This is a genomic window from Brevibacillus sp. HB1.3 (assembly GCF_013186635.1).
Classification (GTDB): Bacteria; Bacillota; Bacilli; order Brevibacillales; family Brevibacillaceae; genus Brevibacillus; species Brevibacillus brevis_D.
In genome coordinates this window covers 743,060-764,580 of record NZ_JABMIT010000001.1, presented here as the reverse complement: position 1 = coordinate 764,580, position 21,521 = coordinate 743,060, and the positions used below count along the sequence as shown (strand labels likewise).

16 protein-coding genes and 2 pseudogenes are annotated in these 21,521 nt (G+C 45.6%); 3 read left to right on the top strand and 15 right to left on the bottom strand.

Annotated elements, in window-relative coordinates:
* Positions 1-44: 44 nt before the first annotated feature.
* The 3 genes from melA to HPY31_RS03615 form a co-directional block, all read right to left on the bottom strand.
* Positions 45-1,346 (bottom strand): alpha-glucosidase/alpha-galactosidase, encoded by a 1,302-nt coding sequence (gene melA, locus HPY31_RS03625; protein WP_172138467.1) that lies wholly within the window; start codon positions 1,344-1,346, stop codon positions 45-47.
* Positions 1,347-1,654: 308 nt separating this feature from the next.
* On the bottom strand, positions 1,655-2,224 hold the full coding sequence (locus HPY31_RS03620; RefSeq protein ID WP_172138465.1) for a cupin domain-containing protein: 570 nt from the start codon (positions 2,222-2,224) through the stop codon (positions 1,655-1,657).
* Positions 2,225-2,355: 131 nt separating this feature from the next.
* Positions 2,356-3,039, bottom strand: coding sequence for an MOSC domain-containing protein (locus tag HPY31_RS03615; protein WP_172138463.1), 684 nt, complete (start codon positions 3,037-3,039; stop codon positions 2,356-2,358).
* A 129-nt stretch (positions 3,040-3,168) separates the two neighbouring features.
* Between HPY31_RS03615 and HPY31_RS03610 the strand changes: the two genes are divergently transcribed.
* Positions 3,169-4,065, top strand: a complete 897-nt coding sequence (locus tag HPY31_RS03610; protein ID WP_172138461.1) for a LysR family transcriptional regulator — start codon at positions 3,169-3,171, stop codon at positions 4,063-4,065.
* A gap of 84 nt (positions 4,066-4,149) precedes the next feature.
* On the opposite strand, the gene HPY31_RS03605 is transcribed toward HPY31_RS03610, so the two are convergent.
* From HPY31_RS03605 to HPY31_RS03595, 3 genes are all read right to left on the bottom strand, one after another.
* Complete coding sequence (locus HPY31_RS03605) at positions 4,150-4,611, bottom strand: hypothetical protein (protein ID WP_371811672.1); 462 nt, start codon at positions 4,609-4,611, stop codon at positions 4,150-4,152.
* 123 nt (positions 4,612-4,734) lie between these two features.
* Positions 4,735-6,102 carry a sensor histidine kinase gene (locus HPY31_RS03600; protein WP_172138459.1) on the bottom strand — a complete coding sequence of 456 codons (1,368 nt, stop codon included), beginning with the start codon at positions 6,100-6,102 and terminating at the stop codon, positions 4,735-4,737.
* A 12-nt stretch (positions 6,103-6,114) separates the two neighbouring features.
* Positions 6,115-6,801 (bottom strand): response regulator transcription factor, encoded by a 687-nt coding sequence (locus tag HPY31_RS03595; protein ID WP_172138457.1) that lies wholly within the window; start codon positions 6,799-6,801, stop codon positions 6,115-6,117.
* 147 nt (positions 6,802-6,948) lie between these two features.
* On the opposite strand from HPY31_RS03595, the gene HPY31_RS03590 reads away from it, so the two are divergent.
* On the top strand, positions 6,949-7,632 hold the full coding sequence (locus HPY31_RS03590) for a C40 family peptidase (RefSeq protein ID WP_172138455.1): 684 nt from the start codon (positions 6,949-6,951) through the stop codon (positions 7,630-7,632).
* A gap of 234 nt (positions 7,633-7,866) precedes the next feature.
* Positions 7,867-8,529, top strand: coding sequence for an S-layer homology domain-containing protein (locus HPY31_RS03585; RefSeq protein WP_172138453.1), 663 nt, complete (start codon positions 7,867-7,869; stop codon positions 8,527-8,529).
* A 51-nt stretch (positions 8,530-8,580) separates the two neighbouring features.
* On the opposite strand, the gene HPY31_RS03580 is transcribed toward HPY31_RS03585, so the two are convergent.
* The 9 genes and pseudogenes from HPY31_RS03580 to HPY31_RS03540 all read right to left on the bottom strand — a co-directional run bounded on the left by HPY31_RS03580 (position 8,581) and on the right by HPY31_RS03540 (position 21,504).
* A complete protein-coding gene (locus HPY31_RS03580) occupies positions 8,581-9,417 on the bottom strand; it encodes a M55 family metallopeptidase (RefSeq protein ID WP_172138451.1) in 837 nt (278 codons plus the stop codon).
* Positions 9,418-9,440: 23 nt separating this feature from the next.
* A complete protein-coding gene (locus tag HPY31_RS03575; protein ID WP_172138449.1) occupies positions 9,441-10,862 on the bottom strand; it encodes a serine hydrolase domain-containing protein in 1,422 nt (473 codons plus the stop codon).
* Positions 10,863-11,106: 244 nt separating this feature from the next.
* Positions 11,107-12,980 (bottom strand): annotated as a pseudogene (locus HPY31_RS03570) (ABC transporter ATP-binding protein).
* Entirely contained in the window at positions 12,977-14,716 is a 1,740-nt protein-coding gene (locus HPY31_RS03565; protein ID WP_172138447.1) for an ABC transporter ATP-binding protein, read from the bottom strand. The pseudogene HPY31_RS03570 and the gene HPY31_RS03565 overlap by 4 nt, the downstream one beginning before the upstream one ends.
* A 107-nt stretch (positions 14,717-14,823) precedes the next feature.
* Positions 14,824-16,407: a lipase family protein gene (locus HPY31_RS03560; protein ID WP_172138445.1), complete on the bottom strand. Its 1,584-nt coding sequence runs from the start codon at positions 16,405-16,407 to the stop codon at positions 14,824-14,826.
* Between the two features lie 51 nt (positions 16,408-16,458).
* Positions 16,459-17,187, bottom strand: a complete 729-nt coding sequence (locus HPY31_RS03555) for a thioesterase II family protein (protein ID WP_172138443.1) — start codon at positions 17,185-17,187, stop codon at positions 16,459-16,461.
* Positions 17,188-17,232: 45 nt separating this feature from the next.
* Entirely contained in the window at positions 17,233-17,925 is a 693-nt protein-coding gene (locus tag HPY31_RS03550; protein WP_172138441.1) for a 4'-phosphopantetheinyl transferase family protein, read from the bottom strand.
* Positions 17,922-19,720, bottom strand: a pseudogene (locus HPY31_RS03545) (ABC transporter ATP-binding protein). The gene HPY31_RS03550 and the pseudogene HPY31_RS03545 overlap by 4 nt, the downstream one beginning before the upstream one ends.
* A 2-nt stretch (positions 19,721-19,722) precedes the next feature.
* The gene (locus tag HPY31_RS03540) at positions 19,723-21,504 is read right to left on the bottom strand and encodes an ABC transporter ATP-binding protein (RefSeq protein ID WP_172138437.1); all 1,782 of its coding nucleotides are present in this window, start codon (positions 21,502-21,504) and stop codon (positions 19,723-19,725) included.
* Positions 21,505-21,521: the final 17 nt, after the last annotated feature.

The following is a 21,521-nucleotide window of genomic DNA, read 5'->3' as shown; positions in this document are numbered from 1 at the left end:
GGAAGAAACCCGACAAAAAAGCTGTCGGGTTGTTATTTGCCTTGTTATGAAAATTGCGGGAGCCACTCCCCGTGGGCTTCAATTAAATCATCGCATAAAGACACAATGTCATCGATGGATAATTCTGAAGCGGTATGAGGATCGAGCAGTGCTGCATGATAAATGTGCTCCTTTTTCCTTGTAATAGCTGCTTCAATTGTCAAAAGCTGCGTATTGATGTTCGTGCGATTGAGAGCGGCCAACTGCTCAGGAAGCTCCCCAACATACGTAGGGGTAACACCGTTTCCATCTACCAGGCATGGTACTTCTACACAAGCCTTTTCCGGTAGATTGTTGATGAGTCTTCCCGTATTCAAAACATTACCACCTATCGTAAATGGCTTGTTCGTTTCCATTGCTTCGATGATGTATGATGCGTATTCTAGGGTGCGAGCGTGACTGATTTGCTTGTTGTTCACCAAGTCTTCTCGCATGGCTGTCCATTTGTTTATTTGTTCTACGCAGCGTCTCGGATATTCGTCCAACGGAATATGAAAGCGTTCGATCAGCTCTGGATATCTGCCTTTTATAAAGTATGGGTGGTACTCCGCATTATGTTCGGAGGATTCTGTCACATAGTAACCAAAGCGAAGCATGAGCTCAAAGCGAACCATGTCATCGTGTCTGGCCTTTTGTTTTTCCGCTGCACGCCGTTTTATCTCCGGATACAGGTCTACCCCATCTCTCGTGATCTCCAGCAACCATGCCATATGGTTGATCCCCGCAATTTTATACTGAAGATTGTCTGTTTCCATTCCTAGTGACTGTAGTAAATAAGGTGCGCATACTTGGACACTATGGCAAAGCCCAACTGCTTTAATCCCGCCAAAACGAAGCAATGTACCCGTCAATGCAGCCATGGGATTCGTATAGTTGAGAAACCAGGCATTCGGGCAAACTTCCTCCATATCACGTGCAAAATCAAGTAATACCGGGATCGTTCTCAAATTTCTGAAAATACCACCGATACCCACGGTGTCTGCGATCGTTTGTTGTAGACCATAACGTTTGGGGATTTCAAAGTCGGTAATGGTACAAGGGTCATAACCACCGATCTGTACGGCGTTTATCACGTATTTCGCTCCGCGCAATGCCTCCTTTCGGTCGGTATAGGCTTTGACCGTCACCTCTCTACCTGTACTTTCCTTTAAATTGTTCAACATACTCTCAGAGTCTTTTAGCCTTTGGGGATCAATATCGTATAGGGCAAACTCAGAGCCTTCTAACGCAGAAACATGCATGCAGTCTCCTAATACATTCTTGGCAAATACAGTACTTCCCGCTCCTAAAAAAGTGATTTTTGGCATGACTACCCCCTAACGGATTTGCAATGCAAGACATTTGGATTCATGAAATGGTATGATTTGTACATTCTTAGCGTAATAGAGCGAAAAGTCACCAGCAAGGGTAAAAAAACCGTATCGAACGGTAAAAAATTGCTGTATACATGCCAGTTCCAGACCAAGGAATGAGAAGCGTGCTCTCCATACCTTCCCCAATATTTTTGAGTCGCTGCCTCAAGGTAAGACAAGCTTAAGTCCAAACAGAAAAACCACCTGACCATTTCTAGAGGTGGTTTCTGTGATGTCTAGCACCATTCCTATTAGCTCGATTCTTATTGAGGGCTTTCCTCAGAAGCCAAGGCACTGGCCTTTGTCTCATGAACGGTGCCAAAGGGATGTTGCGGTGGCGCATAGATGGAATATACCTTAAGCGGCGTATTACCTGTATTGATAACATTGTGCCATGTGCCCGCGGGGACCATGATGGCATCGTTATCGTTGACTCTTCGTTCAAAATCTAAATGATCCTGGCGATCCCCCATCCGAACAAGCCCTTGACCTTCTTCCACTCGGATGAATTGATCTGTATTCGGATGATTTTCTAAACCAATGTCGTCTCCAACATTTATGCTCATTAGCGTTACCTGCAAGTGCTTCCCAGTCCATAATGCCGTACGGAATGTGTTGTTTTGCTTTGTGGCTTGGTCAATATTCACGACAAAAGGCTTTGCTCCATAATCTCTCAATTCGATGGTATTCTGATAACGGTTCCCGTATCGATTCCCATTCGCATGGCTCCAGCTGTAATAATCAGGACTCCACCCATAGTGAAAATGGTTGTTATTCCAGCCGGCAAGCACGGGATAATACCATTGATAGTGGTGGTAATAGTTGTTGTACATCTCAATCCCCTCTCCAGTGTAAAGGCTTTACCCTTTAGCCTATGTGGCTACCTGATGACAGGTAACTATTCTGAAGAGCAATTTCTGCTGGTTCTTCACAACGATCACATTCTTCCTTGCCAATACTGTCGTTATGATTGGTTGCCTGTCAGCCTTTCACGGGTATCAATTTCCACGCCGGATAATCGTTTGGTAAAAGTCGCTCGCCAATTTGAGGACAGCTCCTCTACTTCCAATAGCTTTTTCATACCATCGATATTGTCTTTTTCTTGATGCATGATTCGGTTTGCATACGAGACCGTTATCGCTTTTGGATGACTAGACAGTCTTATTAATCCATCCGTATGAGATACAAGACCTTCTTTTAGCACGCGAAAATAAAAACCAGTATAGCCGGTCTCTTGTACCTTAACCAACATTTCAGGTACACCGTAACGCACAGACAATTTGTAACAGGGCTGTCTCGGTTGACTAATCTGTACGACCGCTTCCCCTAGCTGAAAGGTATCACCGATACAAACATCCGTTTCTACTAATCCCCGGATCGTTAGATTTTCTCCGAATGCACCGATTGGGAGCTCCCTCTGCAATTGGGCCTCCCAAAATGGGTAATGCTCATAGGGATAGACACATACAGCCTTTTCCTTCCCTCCATGGTGGACAAGATCTGCTTGCCCATCTCCCTCCAAGTTCAAAAAGGATAAATAAAGAGCTTTTGTGGTCGGGATTTTGTAAATGCCGGTAGAAACCGCTTTGTTTTGATACTGTACTTGTTTGGGTTTCCCTACATTTATCGATAGGATTTCAGTATTCACAAGTGATCACCTCATGCTTTCATAGATGTGCGCGCATGGCACACTACATTCATATGATTTCATAATGGTTTGTCTTATAATAATAGGAAAATCCTATTGTTTATTTATAAATCGCCGGAGGGATGGTCGTTGGAGCTCAAGCAATTAGAATACTTTATGGCACTGTGCCAGGAGTTGAATTTTACTCGTGCAGCTGAGAAATTGGGCATTGCGCAGCCTTCACTCAGTCAGCAAATCCGTCTGCTTGAGCATGAAATCGGCATGCCTTTGTTTGATCGCATTGGCAAACGAACAGTTATAACGGATGCAGGCAAAACATTGCTTCACCATAGCTACCAGGTGTTTCATGAGTTGTCACAGGCACGCGCAGCGATTAGCGAGCTGCAAGGCTTAAGCAGAGGCGCATTAAGGATTGGCGTACTGCTGACGGTTGTTAATTACTTGCTCCCGCCTACTGTTATCGAGTTTCACCAGCGTTATCCGAAGGTAGAATTGTCTGTTTTCGGGTTGAGAACTGGTGATATTTATGAAGGACTTTTGAGAAACGAACTCGATCTGGGGATTGTTTTTTTACCGATGGAGCATGACGATCTGGAAACCATTCCACTCTATACAGAATATCTGGCCATTGGTGTACCTGTGGATCATCCGCTCGCGAAGGAACCGTTTGTTTCCCTTGCGATTTTGAAAGAAACAGCCTCCATTTTATTGCCCAATACATACTTTTTGCGTCAGTTGATTGATGAAAGATGTAAGGAGCTGGGCTTCTCGCCACAGCCTGTTTTGGAGATGACCACAATGGAATCGATTACGAATATGGTCGGGCAAGGAGTCGGTGTCACAGTTCTTTCGAAAGGCTACCTCGACTATATCGATGATAAACGGATTCGCACAATTCCAATCCAACAGCCAAGTATCACGGCACAAATCGGTATCGTTTACCGGAAAAACAAATATTTATGTGCGGCAAGTCGAGTTTTTATGGAGCAGTTGATTGCCACGGTAAAACGCGATGAGGTTCGCTGATGCGTGAGTCAAGATCAGTTTATGACGAGGCGAATCATTGTTCAATAGCATCGTTGTTATCATTTCGATAGGAAATGCCTATCATTATTTAGTCATCAATTCCTTTTGAATAAAACCTTTGAACGCTTCAATAAATTCTCTATACACGTCTTTTTCGAAGGTTAATGGCGGAACATGGATCGGTTTTGACATGTCCACCCCATATCCGAAGGTTTTCCAAATGATGTAATTCTCTCCCTCCTCTACATTCGTGGCGATAACTGTACAAGAGAAATCCATGTCATCCGAACAAACTAAAATAGGAAGAGCTACATTTATAAAAGAAAGCAATTCAAGGACTTTTTGCTGATCCCGATTATCAAAAAGCCCGATAGGTGGAACCAATAAATCAAAAGAACGACTCTGCGTATTTTGATTCAAATAGTCATTCAAAGTGATGTCATTGATTGTAATGACATATTGGGGATGCTGAAAACCCTTCATCTGATCTTGGCGTATTCCGATTTTGCTATGTATGTATTTATGGGACTTACCCACTTTGAGCACCTCCGTCAAGAATGACTCTTTGTATTGACTCCCTTTCATTTTACAGGTTTATAAACCAGAACACGATGAGAAAAGAAGGCTCTGGAATGCACGCCCACAGAGCCCTTGCGTTCATCATTCGTGTCATCCATCCATTCCTGCTTTTTTCAACAAAACATGAACAATCACGCCTCTTTCCGCGGAAGGAGCAATAGAGATGCTTCCCTCGTGATCTGCGACAATTGCTTGAGCGATGGCCAGACCGATCCCGCTTCCTCCCCTTTTTCGCGTACGGGATTTGTCTACGCGATAAAATCGTTTAAAAAGATGGGGAATCTCCTTTGCCTGAATACCGATCCCCGTATCCTCTACCACAATGTGCACTGCCTCTTCATCCCCATATGCTCGTACCCTCACTTGTCCTTCATCTGTGTATTTCCGTGCATTGTCCAAAAGGATGTCCAATAACTGTCGAATCCGCTCTCGATCCATGAAAAGGACAAGAGCTTCTTCCCATTCAAACAGCAGCTTAATTTGTGGAGGGAAAATGGGTACCCACGCTTGCTTTACTTCCAGTAACAAAGGAGTTAATGGCTGCACGACTTTCGTTGAGCCTACTTGTGAGGTATGCTGCAATTTGGCTAGCGACAACAGGTCATCAATGAGTTTGAAAAGTCGTTTACACTCCTGCTCCACTGCAGCAAGTGCTTCGTCCCTTACTTCTGGTTTGTGCTGCCCCCATCTTTGCAGAAGACTTACATATCCTTCAATAATCGAGAGCGGTGTTCGCAATTCATGAGAGGCATCTGTGACGAATCGCTGCTGATAAACCATTGCTTCTTCCATACGATCTAACAACAGATTAAAGGCATGGATTAGCTCGTAGATTTCAGTCTCTACGTGATGATGGTGAATTCGCTGGGAGAGACGTTGAGGGAAAATGGAATGGATTTGCTGGATAAGATGATCGAGAGGCTTCAGTCCCCAGTTACTCAACCAGTAGCCTCCAATCGCCGAAAGAAGCAACGTAAAAAAGGACGAGAGAAAAAGAATCGTGAGCAAGATCGAAAAATACCATTCAAGCGCCGCTGTCGTAGTAGAAATTTGCACAAACAAAAGCTCGGTTGTAAACGGCAGCTGTACAGGCTCTTTCGCGACCAAGGTCCTTTCATAATAGTCTTCCGGGTCTTTTCTCCAATTGGCTCCCTGTATCGAAGCGATTTCCTTCCCGTTTCGATCGCTGATGGTAATGGATTGATTGACGTCAGCGTAATTGGTTAACAGACGCGTCAGATAGGGAATCTTCAACGATGCCTCTTCGGTGATTTCTGTTTTCAAATCGGCTGCGATGGCCGTCGCTTTCTGATTCAGTAATTTTTGCTCATGTTGATGGACGAGATTAGAGGTGCTGAAAAAAATAAAAATAGACAAAAAGAGAAGCAGAACCAGCATGCCAGAGCTAAAAAATAGTGTCAGTCTCCATTTGAGTGAGTATTTGCGAGGTGTAAGCACTGCGTTCTCCTTTTACTCTCGTAGTGTATAGCCGATTCCTCGGACGGTATGTATCAGCTTCACGGATGGATCACTTTCAATCTTGTTCCGCAAATACCGGATATACACATCCACGATGTTGGTATTCCCCATAAAGTCAAAACCCCAAACGGCTGTGAGAATTTGCTCTCGCGAGACCGCTTGCTCCTTGTTTTGAACCAGATAATAAAGCAAATCAAACTCGCGTGGGGTCAACATGATTTCCTCTTCATCGAGGAACACTCGCCGTGCGTTGGGCTGGATACGCAAGCGACCAACCACTATCTCCTGGTTTGCTTTTGATCCCCGCTGACGCAATAAGACTCGAATCCGGGCAAACAACTCCTCGATGGCAAACGGCTTTGCCAAATAGTCATTGGCTCCACTGTCTAATCCCGTCACGATATCCGGAACCTCTCCACGAGCCGTAATCATGATAATGGGGACATCTTTGGTTTCCCGAATTCGCCGGCATAATTCTATCCCCGATAATTCGGGCAGCATGACATCCAGGAGGATGAGGTCGTACTCAATCGTCAGTGCCTTTTCTAATCCAGAAAGTCCGTCGTATTCAATATCCGTCGAAAATCCCTCATTCTCCAGCTCCAATTGTAAGTATCTTGCCAAGTTATGTTCATCTTCAACAAGCAGCAAATAGCCTTTTCCATCTGGCGTAGGCATGGATATCATCTCCGTTTGAATATCTTACCAACAGTTTTCTCAGGAAACTCTCATGAAATTCTACCGGGAATCTTAGTTTTATTCTGTACGATAAGAGCGTGGATGAGGAACACACAACATGAACAACCATTCAGAAGGAGGAACATCATGACAAAGCGAAACTGGAAGGGTACCACTACTACGGTCGTAGCTATTCTAATGGGAACTTCTCTTCTCATGAGCGGACAAGCCCACGCGGCTTCTGAGACAAGTCTTATCTCCACAGCTGCACATACTCCGGATAAACAGCAGAAAGAACATAAGTATGACCAGAACCTGGAACAGATTGATAATGAGCAATATAGTCAGATGGTGCAAGATGGTACAAATAACGACCTGACTGCCACTGAGGAAAGTACTACTGATGGTAGCCAGAATAAACAGATAGTTAGTAAAACGGCTCCCTCTTCCGACATTGCCGATCAGGTCATTTCAGAAGGAATGAAGTATAGAGGCGTCCCTTATAAATTTGGTTCCAGTAAAAAAACAACGCGTACATTTGATTGCTCTTCCTTTACACAGCGAGTGTTTAAAGAGGTCGGAGTAAGTCTGCCACGAGACTCACGTCAACAGTCTAAAGTCGGTCAAAAAGTCTCGAAGGATCAACTGCAAAAAGGAGATCTTGTGTTCTTCCACAGCTACGGCAGCTCGTCTTCTCATATTACCCATGTTGCCATCTACGCTGGAGACAATAAGCTGCTGCATACGTACGGTAAACCTGGAGTTACGATAACCAATTTCAAGGGAACTTCCTGGGAAAAACGTTTTGAGCTCGGAAGACGTGTCATTTAATCAATTTCTGGGGCGCAACACAAAAAGGCTGCTGAGAGCTTCAGCAGTCCTTTTCATGATCTTCTCAAAACTGGCGCATGATTCGCCCGCCGTGATGAAGGAAGTGGGAGAACCATGGTACTCTGCTCCCCCTTGTGTAAAAGAATCCGAGAGTTTTGCGGAAGAAAGCTGAAACGTTGTCAGACATTCCTCGTCAAATGGAGTGAAACTTCAAAAATTGACGAGGTGGCTACCATGAATATCAGAAAAAATATGATCTCTCTTTCCTTCCTTGCATTGCTAACTGTGTCTTTCGCCCAACCAAGCTTTGCTGCAACGACTGCTTTTACGGATCTTGGCCAATCGGGAGCGAAGGATAAAATTCTTTCCTTACAGCAACAAGGTGTGATAAAAGGCGTAGATGATAGCAAATTTGCACCGAACGAAACGATTACAGCTGCTCAAGGTATTCAACTGATGGTAAATGCCTTTGATTTGAGTTTGGCAGCGGTCACTTTTGTAAAGGCGCCACAAGCGACTGACTATTTTTCCAAAGCAGATAACGATGCTTGGTATGCTGAGAGTCTGATCATAGGGTCAGTGAACGGATTAGAATTGCCGAATGATCTCGATCCGAATGCGGAATGGACCAGAGAGCAGTTCATTCACCAACTAATGAGAGTCATGGAGACCAAAGGTAATCTTCCCATGATCAAACTAGTACCAGTAGAAATCCGCGATGATCAAGAGCTCATTGTGGATTACCAAGGCTCCATTCAACGAGCTTTGGCAAGAGATATTATCGAATTGGATAAGGAAAACAAACTCCATCCCAAAAAGCCCGTCACTCGCGAAGAGGCAGCCGAAATGATTTATAATGCCCTTGCGTATTTGAAAAGTCATAAGCCTGTGAACTAATACGAAAAAAATGCAGCGATCCTCGTGAGGAGGGGCTGCATTTTTGTTTACTTAACCCGAAATCATCCGATTCACTTGCCCGGTTATCAACAGCATTGCTTGCAAAACGGGCATCATATTAACAAGATCAGGCGAATGGAAGCGTACCGTGCGTCCTTCGATGAGCTCCATTCCTGGCATCCAGCTGACTGCTGTGGCAAATTGTGATTTCGTAAACTCAACTTCTATTGTATTCTCTACTTTTTGCGCAAGCGGTTTAACTGTGGGACGATGGAGCAATGCTTCTTTTGCTTGCTGACGGATCAGCTCTCTCGCACGAACGGGATGCATCGCTTGCGACGAGAGTCCTGTAATCCCTGTTTTCACAGCGACCGTAAAGACTCCAGGGATATCTTCTTCCACCTCTTTCGCCGTTTGCGAATCGCCGGTAACGAGTACGACAGGGACACCAAAGGCTCCCGCGATCGCTGCATTTAACCCTGCTTCGCCCACTTCTTTGCCATTTAAGATAAGCCGATGGATAGCGAGGCCAGACAATGTATGATTGAGTACCGCATCTCCTGTCCCTGCTTTTCCATGATAACCGATGAAAAATGCGGCATCGCAGCTACTGTCGATCCCTTGCATCATGCAGAGAGGCTTGAAAAAACCACGGATAACATCTGCCTGTGGATGCAATTCTTCCAGGATGATATTGTTCATCGGCCCATGAGACTCATTGACAATAATTTGGGTGGCTCCTGCTTCCAGTGCTCCCTCAATCGCCGCATTCACATCTTGGGTTAACAGTCTTCTCCCCGCTTCGTAATGTCTGCGACCGGGGATCACATCCTCCCATTCACTTAATCCTGAGATTCCTTCCATGTCCAACGAAATAAACACCTTCATGCGAGACTGCCTCCTATCTTTGATTAGATTGCTTTTAGCATTTGGCGCGAACCAAACGCCAAGCGCTTGATCTCACCGTCTGGGTGGCGAACAAAGCGGATGAGAGAATCGATGTTGTGGCGCGTGAACAAAAACGTATCTTCGCCAACGGAACGCAGTGGAAACACATCACTGCCTAGAACGAGTACAAGCTGGCTCTGTGCTTCCTCAAATCTGATCTCTACTACGTCTCCTTCTCCTGATTTATATGTACCGGGACATTGTTGCAAGTAAGGAAGCGGCACTTCATATTCGGGAAATGTGGCGAACTGCGTCTCGAGCGGGCGACCGAACATACTATTCAACAGTCCTAAGGTCAGATTGGAAATAGGGGCATCATCCATGTTGGTCAAAAGAATGCCAGTTACTCCCGCCTCTGGGACGATGAACATTTGTGCGGTCATCCCTTTCAAGCCGCCGGTATGGGTAAGTAAGGTGTAATCTTCGGAAAATGGAAAAACGCCGAGTCCGTAACCATAGCTTCGGCTCAAGTCAATACGGACATGAGGGGCAGTCATTTGTGAGGCGCTATCTCCAGAGATGATTCTCGCTCCATTTGAAAGCCCGCCTGTCCGATAAACATCCGCATAGCGAAGCATGTCACGTGCGGTCGATTTAAGGAAGCCTGCTGCACGCATGGAGGGAGCATCCCACCAACCTGGGGCACGTACTACTTCACGAACACCATCTTTCATGCGACATGTGTACAGCATGGTAGTATTGTCGTCTTCGTCTAACTCCTCTAGTTGAAAAACCGTCCGTTCCATGCCAATTGGCTGTAAAATATGCTCTTGGACATAGGCTTCGTATGGTTTACCGCTGGCACGCTCAATAATCGCCCCTAGCAAGCCAAAAGCTTCGTTCGAATAGCTGAATTCTGTCCCGGCAGCTCCCAACAACTCAAAGGGCAGCCTCTCTATATATGCCATGAGGTCTTCGAAGGTATCGATTGGCTCTTTACATTGGTCTTCAAAATGGTGAAGTAATTCGTCTGCTGTCGGATCAGTTTGTAAGCTGAGTAGCATTGCGGGAATGAGAGATGGAAGTGGTGGAAATCCGAGGGTGTGTGTCATGAAATGATGAATGGTAATGCTTTTCGTTTGGGCTTCATCCGGCGTTCGAAACGCAGGCAAATAGGTGATTACCGGATCATGTACGGATAGCTTTCCTTCTTCCTGAAGCTGCATGATCGCCATGCATGTAAACGACTTCGTAATTGATCCGATCCCAAATACCGTATCCAGATCGATGGGAGCTTGTTTTTCACGGTCCCGAAAACCAAACCCTTTTTCATAAGTGAGTTCTCCGTCTTTGGTTACTGCAATGATCGCACCGGGAACCTGAAAATCATCCATCAGCCTTTGGACGTAAGCTTCGAACGACGCTTCCCACTCCTTCATTTTCATGTCACGCCTCCTTAGGTTCATTTCTTACAAACAGAAAAGCAATTTCATGCTTAATTCGAAGTATATACTTCAAAAAACTAGGGATATGAAGTTCACGCACTAGTAGAATTATAAGCGGCAAATAAAAAAACGACAATGTTTAATTCTGAAAATAAAAAATATTGATAACAAACTGATCTGTCCCTTTCCTCTCCCAACAATAAAACCGCCCTTATACTTGGCGGTTTCATGTAATGCAACATTTTTAGCCTGCTGATGTGGACTCCGCAAATTGACTGTTGTATAAATCAGCATAAAAGCCATCTTGCTCCATCAACTCGTCATGTGTTCCTTGTTCAATGATCGTTCCCTTGTTCATGACGAGGATCAGGTCTGCATTTCTGATCGTAGACAGTCGATGTGCGATTACGAAGCTCGTACGCCCTTTCATTAGCTCATTCATTGCTTCCTGGATATGTACCTCGGTACGTGTATCTACGCTGCTTGTCGCCTCATCCAAAATTAGAATCGTAGGGTCTGCCAAAATAGCACGAGCGATGGTCAACAGCTGTTTTTGCCCTTGGGAGATATTGGAGGCTTCTTCGTTTAACACCGTCTTGTATCCTTCTGGTAGCGTGCGAATAAAGTGATCAGCGCGAGCTGCCTTCGCCGCGCGAATGATATCCGTATCAGAAGCGTCTGGATGTGCATAGGCTAAATTATCATGGATGGTTCCGTTAAAGAGCCATGTATCTTGCAGGACCATGCCAAACAAGGAGCGAAGATCGCTTCGTTTCATGCGTGTAATATCGATGTCATCGATCAGAATCGCTCCGCCATTGAGCTCATAGAAGCGCATAAGCAAATTAATCAGGTCGTCTTCCCCGCACCTGTTGGACCTACGATTGCTATCTTCTGTCCAGGTGCTACTACAAGATTGATATCTTGCATCAACAAATGCCCTTCTTTATAACCAAACTGGACATGCTGAAATTCCACTTTGCCTTTCGGTGCTGCGATCATGACAGGCTCTGTGCTTTCAGGTACTTCCTCTTCTTCATCTAAAACCTCAAAGACTCGCTCCGCTGAAGCGATCGTCGACTGGATCAAGTTGGCGATGTTCGCTGTTTGTGCAATTGGCATCGTGAACTGGCGCGTATATTGGATAAATGCTTGGATATCCCCGATTTGAATGGAACCGTTCGTAGCGAGAATCCCGCCGACAATGCAGACGAGCACGTAGCCGATATTTCCAATGAAGCTCATAACCGGCATAATAATCCCTGATATAAATTGCGCCCTCCATCCGGCTTCGTACAGCTTTGCATTGATTTGATCAAATGTCTGCTGTGACTTCTTCTCATATCCGAACGCTTTGACAACCTGATGCCCCGTAAACATTTCTTCTACATGCCCATTCAATTCACCAAGCGAGCTCTGCTGTCCGATGAAATGCTTTTGTGACTTCGAGGCGATCTGTTTCGTAGCAATGACACTGAGCGGCAACGTCAATATCAGAATGAGTGTCAGTAATGGGCTAATCGTCAGCATCATGATGATGACACCGACGATCGTCACGACAGAAGTGATGAGCTGTGTCAGGCTTTGCTGGAGCGTGTTGCTGATATTATCAATGTCATTTGTGACACGGCTTAGAATCTCCCCATGCATTTTCGAATCAAAGTATTTTAGCGGCAAGCGGGACAATTTCTCCATTACCTGCTCACGCATGTCATAGACGATCTTCTGTGATACACCTGCCATTACGAATTGCTGCAAATAGCTGAAGAGTGCACTGATGATATACAATCCGATCAAAAGGATTAGGATATTTGCGATATACGCAAAGTCAAATGCGACTTCCTTTGGCTGTCCCTGCATGACCCCGATCATACCTGCGAAAAGGCTCGTTGTCGCCTTACCCATTAGCTTGGGGCTGACAATGGAAAAAATCGTACTTAAAACGGCAGCCAGAAACACAATGATCAGGTGCACACGGTGTGGACGAAAGTAGCCGATCAAGCGTTTGAGAGTACCTTTGAAGTCCTTTGCTTTCGCACCCGGCATCGCCATTCTCATTGGACCACCCATATGGCCGCCACTCCTTGGAGTTTGCTTACCTCCTCTCGGCTCACTCATGCGATCTCCTCCTCTGTCAGTTGGGATCGTACGATTTCCTGATAGACTACGCAGTTTTGCATAAGCTCTTGATGTGTACCCACACCGGCAATCACGCCTTCATCCAGCACGATAATCTGATCTGCGTCCATCACAGTGCTAACCCGTTGAGCCACGATGATTAATGTGGATTGGTTTTTCTCGATCTCTTCTTTTAAAGCGGCTCTCAATAACGCATCTGTTTTGAAATCCAACGCAGAAAAGCTGTCATCAAACATGTAGATTGCCGGCTGACGGACAATTGCACGTGCAATCGATAACCGTTGCTTTTGCCCACCGGACACGTTCGTACCGCCTTGGGAAATGTGTGCCTCGTATCCGCCGTTCATACTTGCAATAAAATCGCTAGCCTGCGCAATTTTGGCGGCATGCTCGATTTCGACATCTGTAGCACCTTCTTCACCAAAGCGAATATTGTCGGCAATTGAGCCTGAAAAGAGCAGAACTTTTTGTGGGACATAGCCAATTTTTGCTCGCAATTGCTCTAGAGGCAGTTCACGTATGTCAAGGCCGTCTACCTGAATAGCTCCGGAAGTCACATCGTAGAATCGCTCAACCAAATTGAGTATCGTCGTTTTACCAGATCCTGTTCCTCCGATAATCGCGGTCGTCTGCCCCGGACGTGCAGTAAAGGTGATCGAGGTCAAAGCGGGATGTTCTGCACCCGGGTAAGAAAATGTGACATCTTGAAACTCCACCGTGCCTGAAGTTGTCGCCTTGGTTCTCGACACAGGCGCTGGGCGATCATAAATGGTCGAATGCAAATCTAACACTTCGTTAATTCGGATAGCGGATGCAGATGCTCGCGGAACCATGACGAAAATCATGGACAGCATCACCAATGAGAACATAATCTGTGTCGCATATTGGATGAACGCCATGAGATCACCCACTTGCAGGTCCATATTACTCACACGAATACCACCAAACCAAAGAATGGCAACGGCCGACAAGTTAAAGGTCAGCATCATAATCGGCATCAAGGCTGCCATGATTCGATTCACGTTAATTGCAGTCTGCGTCAAATCGGTATTCGCTTCGTTAAAACGCCTTTTCTCCGCATCCATACGGTTAAACGAGCGGATCACACGAATTCCTGTCAGGCCTTCCCTCACAACTAAATTCAGCTTATCCAGCTTCTTTTGCATGGCTTTGAAAAGAGGCATCCCTTTGCGTGCGATCAAGAAAATGGCGAAAGCTAGAATGGGAACAGCTACGACAAGAACAAGTGTCAGCTTGGCATCCTTAGAGGAAGCCATAATAATTCCACCAGTACACATCATGGGAGCAACCACCATGATACGCAAAATCATGATCAGAACCTGCTGTACTTGGTTAATATCGTTCGTTGTTCTCGTAATGAGCGAGGCTGTACCGATTTGATCGATCTCCTGCATGGAAAAGTGTTCTACTTGGTTAAACACCTTGGCACGTAGCTCACGACCAAAGCTCATGGCAACCTTGGATGAGAAGTAACTGGCTCCAATCGCACAAAAACCCCCAGCAGCAGCGACGAGCAGCATAAAACCGCCAACCTTCCAAATAAAGAAAGTATCCCCATGCACGATCCCAACATCAACGATATCTGCCATTAATGTTGGCAAGTACAGATCGGATAACGATTGGACGAATACAAGCACCAATATCGCTGTGATCGGCCATTTGTAAGACGTCAAATATCGAAATAGCCTCATCATACGAATGCACGCTCCCTTTCCTGCCTCTTCCATACTACATTTCCATTTGGGAGGTAGTTGTATGCAGAAAAAACGACCCTTTTTCAGGGCCGTGAAATGGTTTACTCTTATTTTTCTAATTCTCCATCGCTATTTGTTACCGCAAAATTGTAATTAATAGAGCGTGTAAATGGTTCGCCATCCTCATTGATGCCGGTTATGTCAAAGGAGAGATTATAAACGCCTGGCTTCGTCGGCACAGTAAAATTGCCCGTAATCTCATCTTCTTTTACGGCAAACTTCACTTCATCCAAGACGCTTGCTTTTTCGCCGTTCATGGAACGAGTCAGGTTTGCTTTTTCCAGTGATGATTGATCAATTTCGTTTTTGCCCAGGTCGACGGAAATCTTCGCTTTGTCGCCTTTCTTGAATACCTTTTTGCTAGCTTTTACTTTTGCTTCTTCTCCACCATCCACGGAACCAACCATGAAAAAGGCGTCGTCAGAACCCTCCACTTCCAGTGTCCATTCACCTGCTTCAGGCTCCTCTACTTCAATGAAGTGATGAACAGCATCTTGGAATATTCCTGGTTCATCCTCCGATTTGCTTTTTTTACTAAGATCCGCCTCGTACTTTTTGCCGGACGGACTGATCAAGGTTACAATGGTGTCTTCTGACGAGGTCATCGTATCAAGATTCAGCTTATCGATTCCGCTCTCCAGGTAAAATGTTTCGGAGGCGGTGTCTTCCACTTCGCCGCCGCGGAGAATGACGGAGCTCTCTTCCACAGTGGCTTCTTTCAATTTGTCTTCGCTTACTTTATTTGCACGTTCTTTCATGGATGCATTTTGTAATTTCGGCTTGACCAGATCCCATGTTTGTGAGGCTTTCGCTATTTGACCGTGGGAAACGTCCTTTGTAAAGCTCTTGATTCCATACGGCAAACCAAAGGCAGACTCAACGGAAACTGCTCCATCGTCTTCACCCGGAAGAACCGCATGACCAAACCAGGTCGCACTAAACCAGCCATCATCCCCTGTTCCGGCTGCCATGTATGTCTTCGTTGAACTAACTTCGCTACGGCTGTCAGTCTGTGCACGGAAATTGGCCATATATGATGTTTGCAGAGAATACACCGCATCGTCTTTTTTGCCAAGAATGTCGGCGAGCCATCCTGCCCAATTGCTGTACGCCATATCAGCCAATTCTGAACCTTTGTTTGGCGTGGAAAGCTGGTGAACAACGTTGACATACGGATGCGCACCATAGTGGACCAGTGCTGCTTGTGTATCGATGCCACCTTTGGAATGTGCAATGATATTGATTTTGGAAACACCATAATATTCTGCAACCTTTTTAATAACTTCAGCGAGCTTGGCTCCGTTTGTCCACATGTTGCCACCAGTACCATCCGCGTCCTTCAGTTGCACAAATGCGGTTCGATACCCGGCGTTATAGGCTGCATCATAATATCCGTCTGTTGTATACCAAGTATTGTAAGAGGAGTGCAGACCTTGGACAAACAGGATCACGGGCTTGTCTTTGGATGCATTGGGAGGAACTGCACCTGTGTACCAGTCACCAAAATGACCACTTGGATTTTCATCATGCAAAACCGGAGCTGGAGCCGCCGCGCTTGCTGCTTGTGGGTAGACCAGTGCCGTTGATAATGTAACGGCCGCCAGCAAACGAGATAGTACTTTCTGAGTCATGAAAAAAACACCAACCTTCATCTTAGGATTTATTGTTGCCGTACACAATCGTTAGAATTGTGCACGGATTGCAACTGTTTGTTCTACCTTCAATGTGTCTTGAATGATCACAAGGATCGTATTCATTTGCTGATGAATAAAGAAATGCCCACCAGGCATAGGGAAAAATTTGCATTCTCGCCCGCAATAGTCTCGCCATGCCACAATATCTTGGATTTCAATCGAATCTTCTTTCCCGAACAAAACCGTCATGTCGACGGGGATTTGCTGAGGAAGCTCGTGATTCATTTCATACGTCTGCACGGCCTGGAAATCAGCGCGAATCATAGGCAAAAATACCTCCAAGATCTCGTGATTATCCAAAACTTCATCGGGTGTGCCCCCGAGTGTACGCAGCGATTCGATGAACTCGTCATGCGGCAGGTTGTATGTTTTTACCAGTTTGTGGTACGCGTGTGGCACACGGGATGCAGACAAGAACAAATGCTGGGGCAGTGGCTTTCCATTCTGCAACAGCTTTCTCGTCAGTTCATACGCGATTAATCCACCCATGCTGTGGCCATAAAAAGCAAAAGGTTCTTCCCCCAGCTCTGGTATAATCCGTTTGTATACATCCTCCAAGACCTCATAAAACGAGGTGGCAAGAACCACGCTATCGCTATGAAGTGAAGTACGTACCTCGAATGGATCAATTTCCAATAACGCTGGCGACACTATCCTCTTCCAAGCGTAATAAATACTAGGAAGTCCACCTGCATATGGAAAACAAAACAATTTCATCTCTTTTCCCGCCCTTTCCTCATTACGTAATGACCTCGACACCTTTCAATGAAAAATCGCTTGATGCAAATCTTGTAAATCCTTTATGACTACTTGAGCAGCAAACTGATTGGTAGTCGCGCATACTGACAATTTATAGCCTGGATCGATCTCATACTGTTGAAATGCCCAAGGATCGCGCGAATCACTCTGCGAAATCGTAATCGCTTGATCCAGGTTTTTTCTTATGGCGAATGATTGCAACGGAATGGACAGCCCCATGCCTCTCGCTTTTATATAACTCTCCTTTAAAGTCCAAAGGTCATAGAAATACGAAATCCGTTCATTCGGATGTTTTGCCAAGAGATCTTCTACTTCGGCCGGTGCAAAATAATGAGTGGCAATATCCAGTTCAATTGGGCATATCTGCTCCACATCAATCCCCACCTGCGAGTCATGCGTGGCGCAGACGACCCATTCTCCAGAATGCGAGACGTTAAAGCAGAAGTTGGGAAATGATTTCAAAAAAGGTTTTCCATATGCATTGTAGTCATACTCGATTTCGTCATTGGAAATCTCGTAGGCTTCACAAATAAGAGAGCGTACGAGCACGTCCGCGAGCAATGCCCGATAGGAATCAGCCGGATTTCTGAAACGGTTGACTCGTTCCCGTTTTTCTTCGGGTAGTGCTTGCAAAAATCGGTTGAACGACTCTTTCTCCATGACAGCAGGACATTTCAACGCATAAATGGCAATCATGTAGCACTCACTCTCCTTTCTGTCATTTCAAGACTACGATTTGTTCTGCTCGATCCTTTCGCTGCTGCACTTCGTACAAGTTGGCATATGTACCGTTGTACTGCATTAACTCAACATGGCTCCCTTGCTCGATGACTTTTCCATGATCCATTACGTAAATCACATCGGCATCCTCTACAGTCGACAGGCGATGAGCGATGACGAGGACTGTTTTATCTTTCATAAGTGCGGTTAATGCTTGCTGCACCCAATATTCCGATTCTGCATCCAAAGCGGAGGTTGCTTCATCCAGTAGTAGAATCGGTGCATTTTTCAGGATGGCTCTGGCGATGGCAATTCGTTGACGCTGTCCGCCTGATAGCTTGGCACCGCGTTCTCCTGTTTTGGTCTGGTAGCCGTCTGGCAATTCCCTAATAAAATCATGCGCATACGCTGCTTTGCTTGCGTTGATGACATCCTCTTCCGAAGCATCCAGGCATCCGTAGCGGATATTGTCTTCGATGGTTCCTTCGAACAAAAAGGCATCCTGAGGCACGTATGAGATCAAACTTCTAATTTCTGCAAGAGAATAAGCTCCCATGGGCTTGCCCAGTAAATAAAGGGTTCCGCTAGCAGGTGGGTAATACCCTAATAGAAGCTTCATGACGGTGCTTTTTCCACTTCCGCTCGTTCCGACTAGCCCAGCCATTTGGCCTTTGTCGACTCGCAACGTAACACCATCTAGCACATTTGTAGCATCGTTGTATCCGAAAACGACCTGCTCCAGCTTCAGCATGCTTTCACAATGTTTATGTTTGTCAGTGCTATTCTGATACTCTTCTGGTTCGGGAGGTTCATTCAGAAAATCGACGACCCGAGAAGCGCCTGCTAGCGAGCTCTGTAACGCTGTGATGACTTGGCCAAGCTGGAGAAAGGCCAGTGTCACAAGCATCTGTTGTTGAACGAGGGCGACCAGCACGCCCAACCCGATTATTTGTTTGGAAACCATCATGATTCCAAAAACAAGCATTCCCCCGAAGCTTACGAATTGGATAAAAAAATTGGTCCCTTCCAGTAATCCGTGCTTATGCCCTTGCTTGATGGCAGACGTAGCTACTTCTTCGTTTGCTTCCGTGTATCGGGCGGTCACAACGTTATGTAAATGAAACATTTTGATGATGGGCAACCCAGACAAAAAATCGTTTAATCTTTCTGTCCCCATCCCCATCTGTTGCTGCATTCGATCTCCAATGTGCCGTACTGACTTTGCAAACAGCGTATTTACATAAAGAGTTATTGCGCTTACGAGCAACAGGACGACGGCAATTTTCCAATCCATCACAAACATTCCTAGGATCGAGCCAATCAGAGACAGCAGGATGATGCTCAATGTTTTCAATTGCTCTGCGTATGCGTTTTCCATGAGGACAACATCGTTACCCAGTCTCGACATCGTATCTCCCGAATGGTGCTGCTCATAATAATCAAAAGGGAGCTTGCTCAGACGTTGATAGACTTGAAGTCGAATGTTGGCAATGAGCTCACGAACGCATCGACGATATATGTAGCTAAAAAATGGAGACAGGATACTCAGCAAAAGAAACATCACAGCCATAGTGACAATCGCTCTGGTTAATAACGCAGGGTCTTTTGTGTTCGCAAAATCCGTCAGATCCTTGAATACGAAAGGCAAGGATACCAATACAGCAGCTTGACCGATTCCGTCACCCACAAGGCCCAGCATATACGCTCGCTTTTTCGATTTCATTAACGACAGGAGTTGACGTAGTTCCCGCATCAAATTCTGGATGAACATGTCTATACCCCTCCTGCTGCCAGCGAGCTATGCATCTCTGTGGCAAACTGTTTTTGATACAATCTGGTGTAAACGCCGCCTTGGGCAAGCAAATCATAGTGTGTACCTCGTTCAACAATTTGTCCTTCTTCCAAAACAAGCACTTCATCCGCGTCTTTTATCGTAGACAGTCGATGGGCAATGACGAGAACCGTCCGATTTTTCATCACATTTTCCAGCGCTTCCTGTACCAAAGCTTCGGATTCTGTATCTAAGGCAGACGTTGGTTCATCCAGCAGCAGAATCGGGGCGTCCTTCAAAATCGCTCGGGCAATCGCGATGCGCTGTTTCTGTCCTCCGGATAAACGAGAGCCTCGTTCTCCCACTTTTGTTTGATAACCCTGCGGTAGCTCCATGATGAAGTCATGGGCATTGGCCGCTTTTGCCGCTGCGATGATCTCGTCTTGTGTCGCGTGAATGCGTCCATACGAGATATTTTCCACAATAGACACGGGGAATAGCGTCGTATCCTGAGAAACCAAGGAAAGGTAGCTCCGCATGTCCGTCATATTCCAATCCGCCATGGAATGCCCGAAAACATTCAATTTTCCGTTGCCCGGTTCCATTTGATAAAACCCGCACAGCAATTTCATGATGGTGCTCTTTCCACTTCCGCTGGCCCCTACTAACGCAATAGTCTTGTTCGGATGTAGTGTAAAACTGACATGATCAAGAATCTTTGCCTGCTCGTAGGCAAACGTAACATTCTCAAACTGTACAGGAATCGCCTGTGGATCAACAGGAATCGGTGGTTGATCATTTTGTTCGACTGGCTGTGAGAAAATTTCTTGCAACCGCTTTGCCGCACCTGATGTCTCTTGTACTTGGGCAAATAACACGGGCGCGAGTGACAGTGGTTCGATAATAAAGTGAAGCAAATAGCTGAAAATGACCAAGCTGCCCAGATCCAATTCTCCTACCTGTATCAAGTACCCCCCATAAGCGACAAAAAACAGGATTGGGGAAGTAAACAATAATATCCCTGGTGCTGTCATCCACGCACGTTTCTTCTCTGCCTGGAACGCATTTTTCAAAACCTGCTTCATACCCGCATGGTATTTGCGATACAGAACGTCTTCCAATTGAAAAGCTTTGACCATGTGAATCCCGGAAAGCGTATCCTGAGCGATAGCGTTCGTTTGACCCAGATGATCTTGCATTTGCTCCGAATATTTTTGAAGCGGTTTGCTCATCCACCCTGTGATCGCGATGGCGACAGGTAAGATTGCGATGCTGAAGATGATTAACTTCCAATTGATTGTCAACAACAGCCCTAGAGCTCCGACAAAAACAACTGGCAAATAAAAAAGCTGGAAAAAATGCTTTTGCAAAAAGCTTTGCAAGATTTGGGCATCTGTTGTTAAGCGTGAAACGAGATCGCCGGAATGATATTTATCCATGGTGGACATGGGGACTTTTTCAAGATGAGCAGCCATGCTGTTTTTCAAATCTCTCATGGCTTTTGAACTGAATCTAGCTGCCGAATATGTGATGAAATATTTTGAGAGAAAACCGACGATGGTCAGACAAAAAATGATGAGAGCAATACTGACTAGCTTGTCGAAGTTGTTCGTATGTTCGACCATGGTTTTGATCAGGATTCCCATCCAAATATCTGCGACAGCCACAAGGAGTGCAGCAATGATACAGATCATGACCCAACCTCGATAAGGCTTTACATATGAGAGTACCCAGCCAAACACGGGCTCTTTCTTTTTGTGCTGAGCTTGCTTTGTAAAAATCATGTGCGGCTCCTCTCCAA

Coding starts and splice junctions, on each gene's coding strand:
- melA (WP_172138467.1), bottom strand. CDS start 1,346: ATGCCAAAAATCACTTTTTTAGGAGCGGGAAGTACTGTATTTGCCAAG.
- HPY31_RS03620 (WP_172138465.1), bottom strand. CDS start 2,224: ATGTACAACAACTATTACCACCACTATCAATGGTATTATCCCGTGCTT.
- HPY31_RS03595 (WP_172138457.1), bottom strand. CDS start 6,801: ATGCCTACGCCAGATGGAAAAGGCTATTTGCTGCTTGTTGAAGATGAA.
- HPY31_RS03590 (WP_172138455.1), top strand. CDS start 6,949: ATGACAAAGCGAAACTGGAAGGGTACCACTACTACGGTCGTAGCTATT.
- HPY31_RS03585 (WP_172138453.1), top strand. CDS start 7,867: ATGAATATCAGAAAAAATATGATCTCTCTTTCCTTCCTTGCATTGCTA.
- HPY31_RS03580 (WP_172138451.1), bottom strand. CDS start 9,417: ATGAAGGTGTTTATTTCGTTGGACATGGAAGGAATCTCAGGATTAAGT.
- HPY31_RS03575 (WP_172138449.1), bottom strand. CDS start 10,862: ATGAAAATGAAGGAGTGGGAAGCGTCGTTCGAAGCTTACGTCCAAAGG.
- HPY31_RS03565 (WP_172138447.1), bottom strand. CDS start 14,716: ATGATGAGGCTATTTCGATATTTGACGTCTTACAAATGGCCGATCACA.
- HPY31_RS03560 (WP_172138445.1), bottom strand. CDS start 16,407: ATGACTCAGAAAGTACTATCTCGTTTGCTGGCGGCCGTTACATTATCA.
- HPY31_RS03555 (WP_172138443.1), bottom strand. CDS start 17,187: ATGAAATTGTTTTGTTTTCCATATGCAGGTGGACTTCCTAGTATTTAT.
- HPY31_RS03550 (WP_172138441.1), bottom strand. CDS start 17,925: ATGATTGCCATTTATGCGTTGAAATGTCCTGCTGTCATGGAGAAAGAG.
- HPY31_RS03540 (WP_172138437.1), bottom strand. CDS start 21,504: ATGATTTTTACAAAGCAAGCTCAGCACAAAAAGAAAGAGCCCGTGTTT.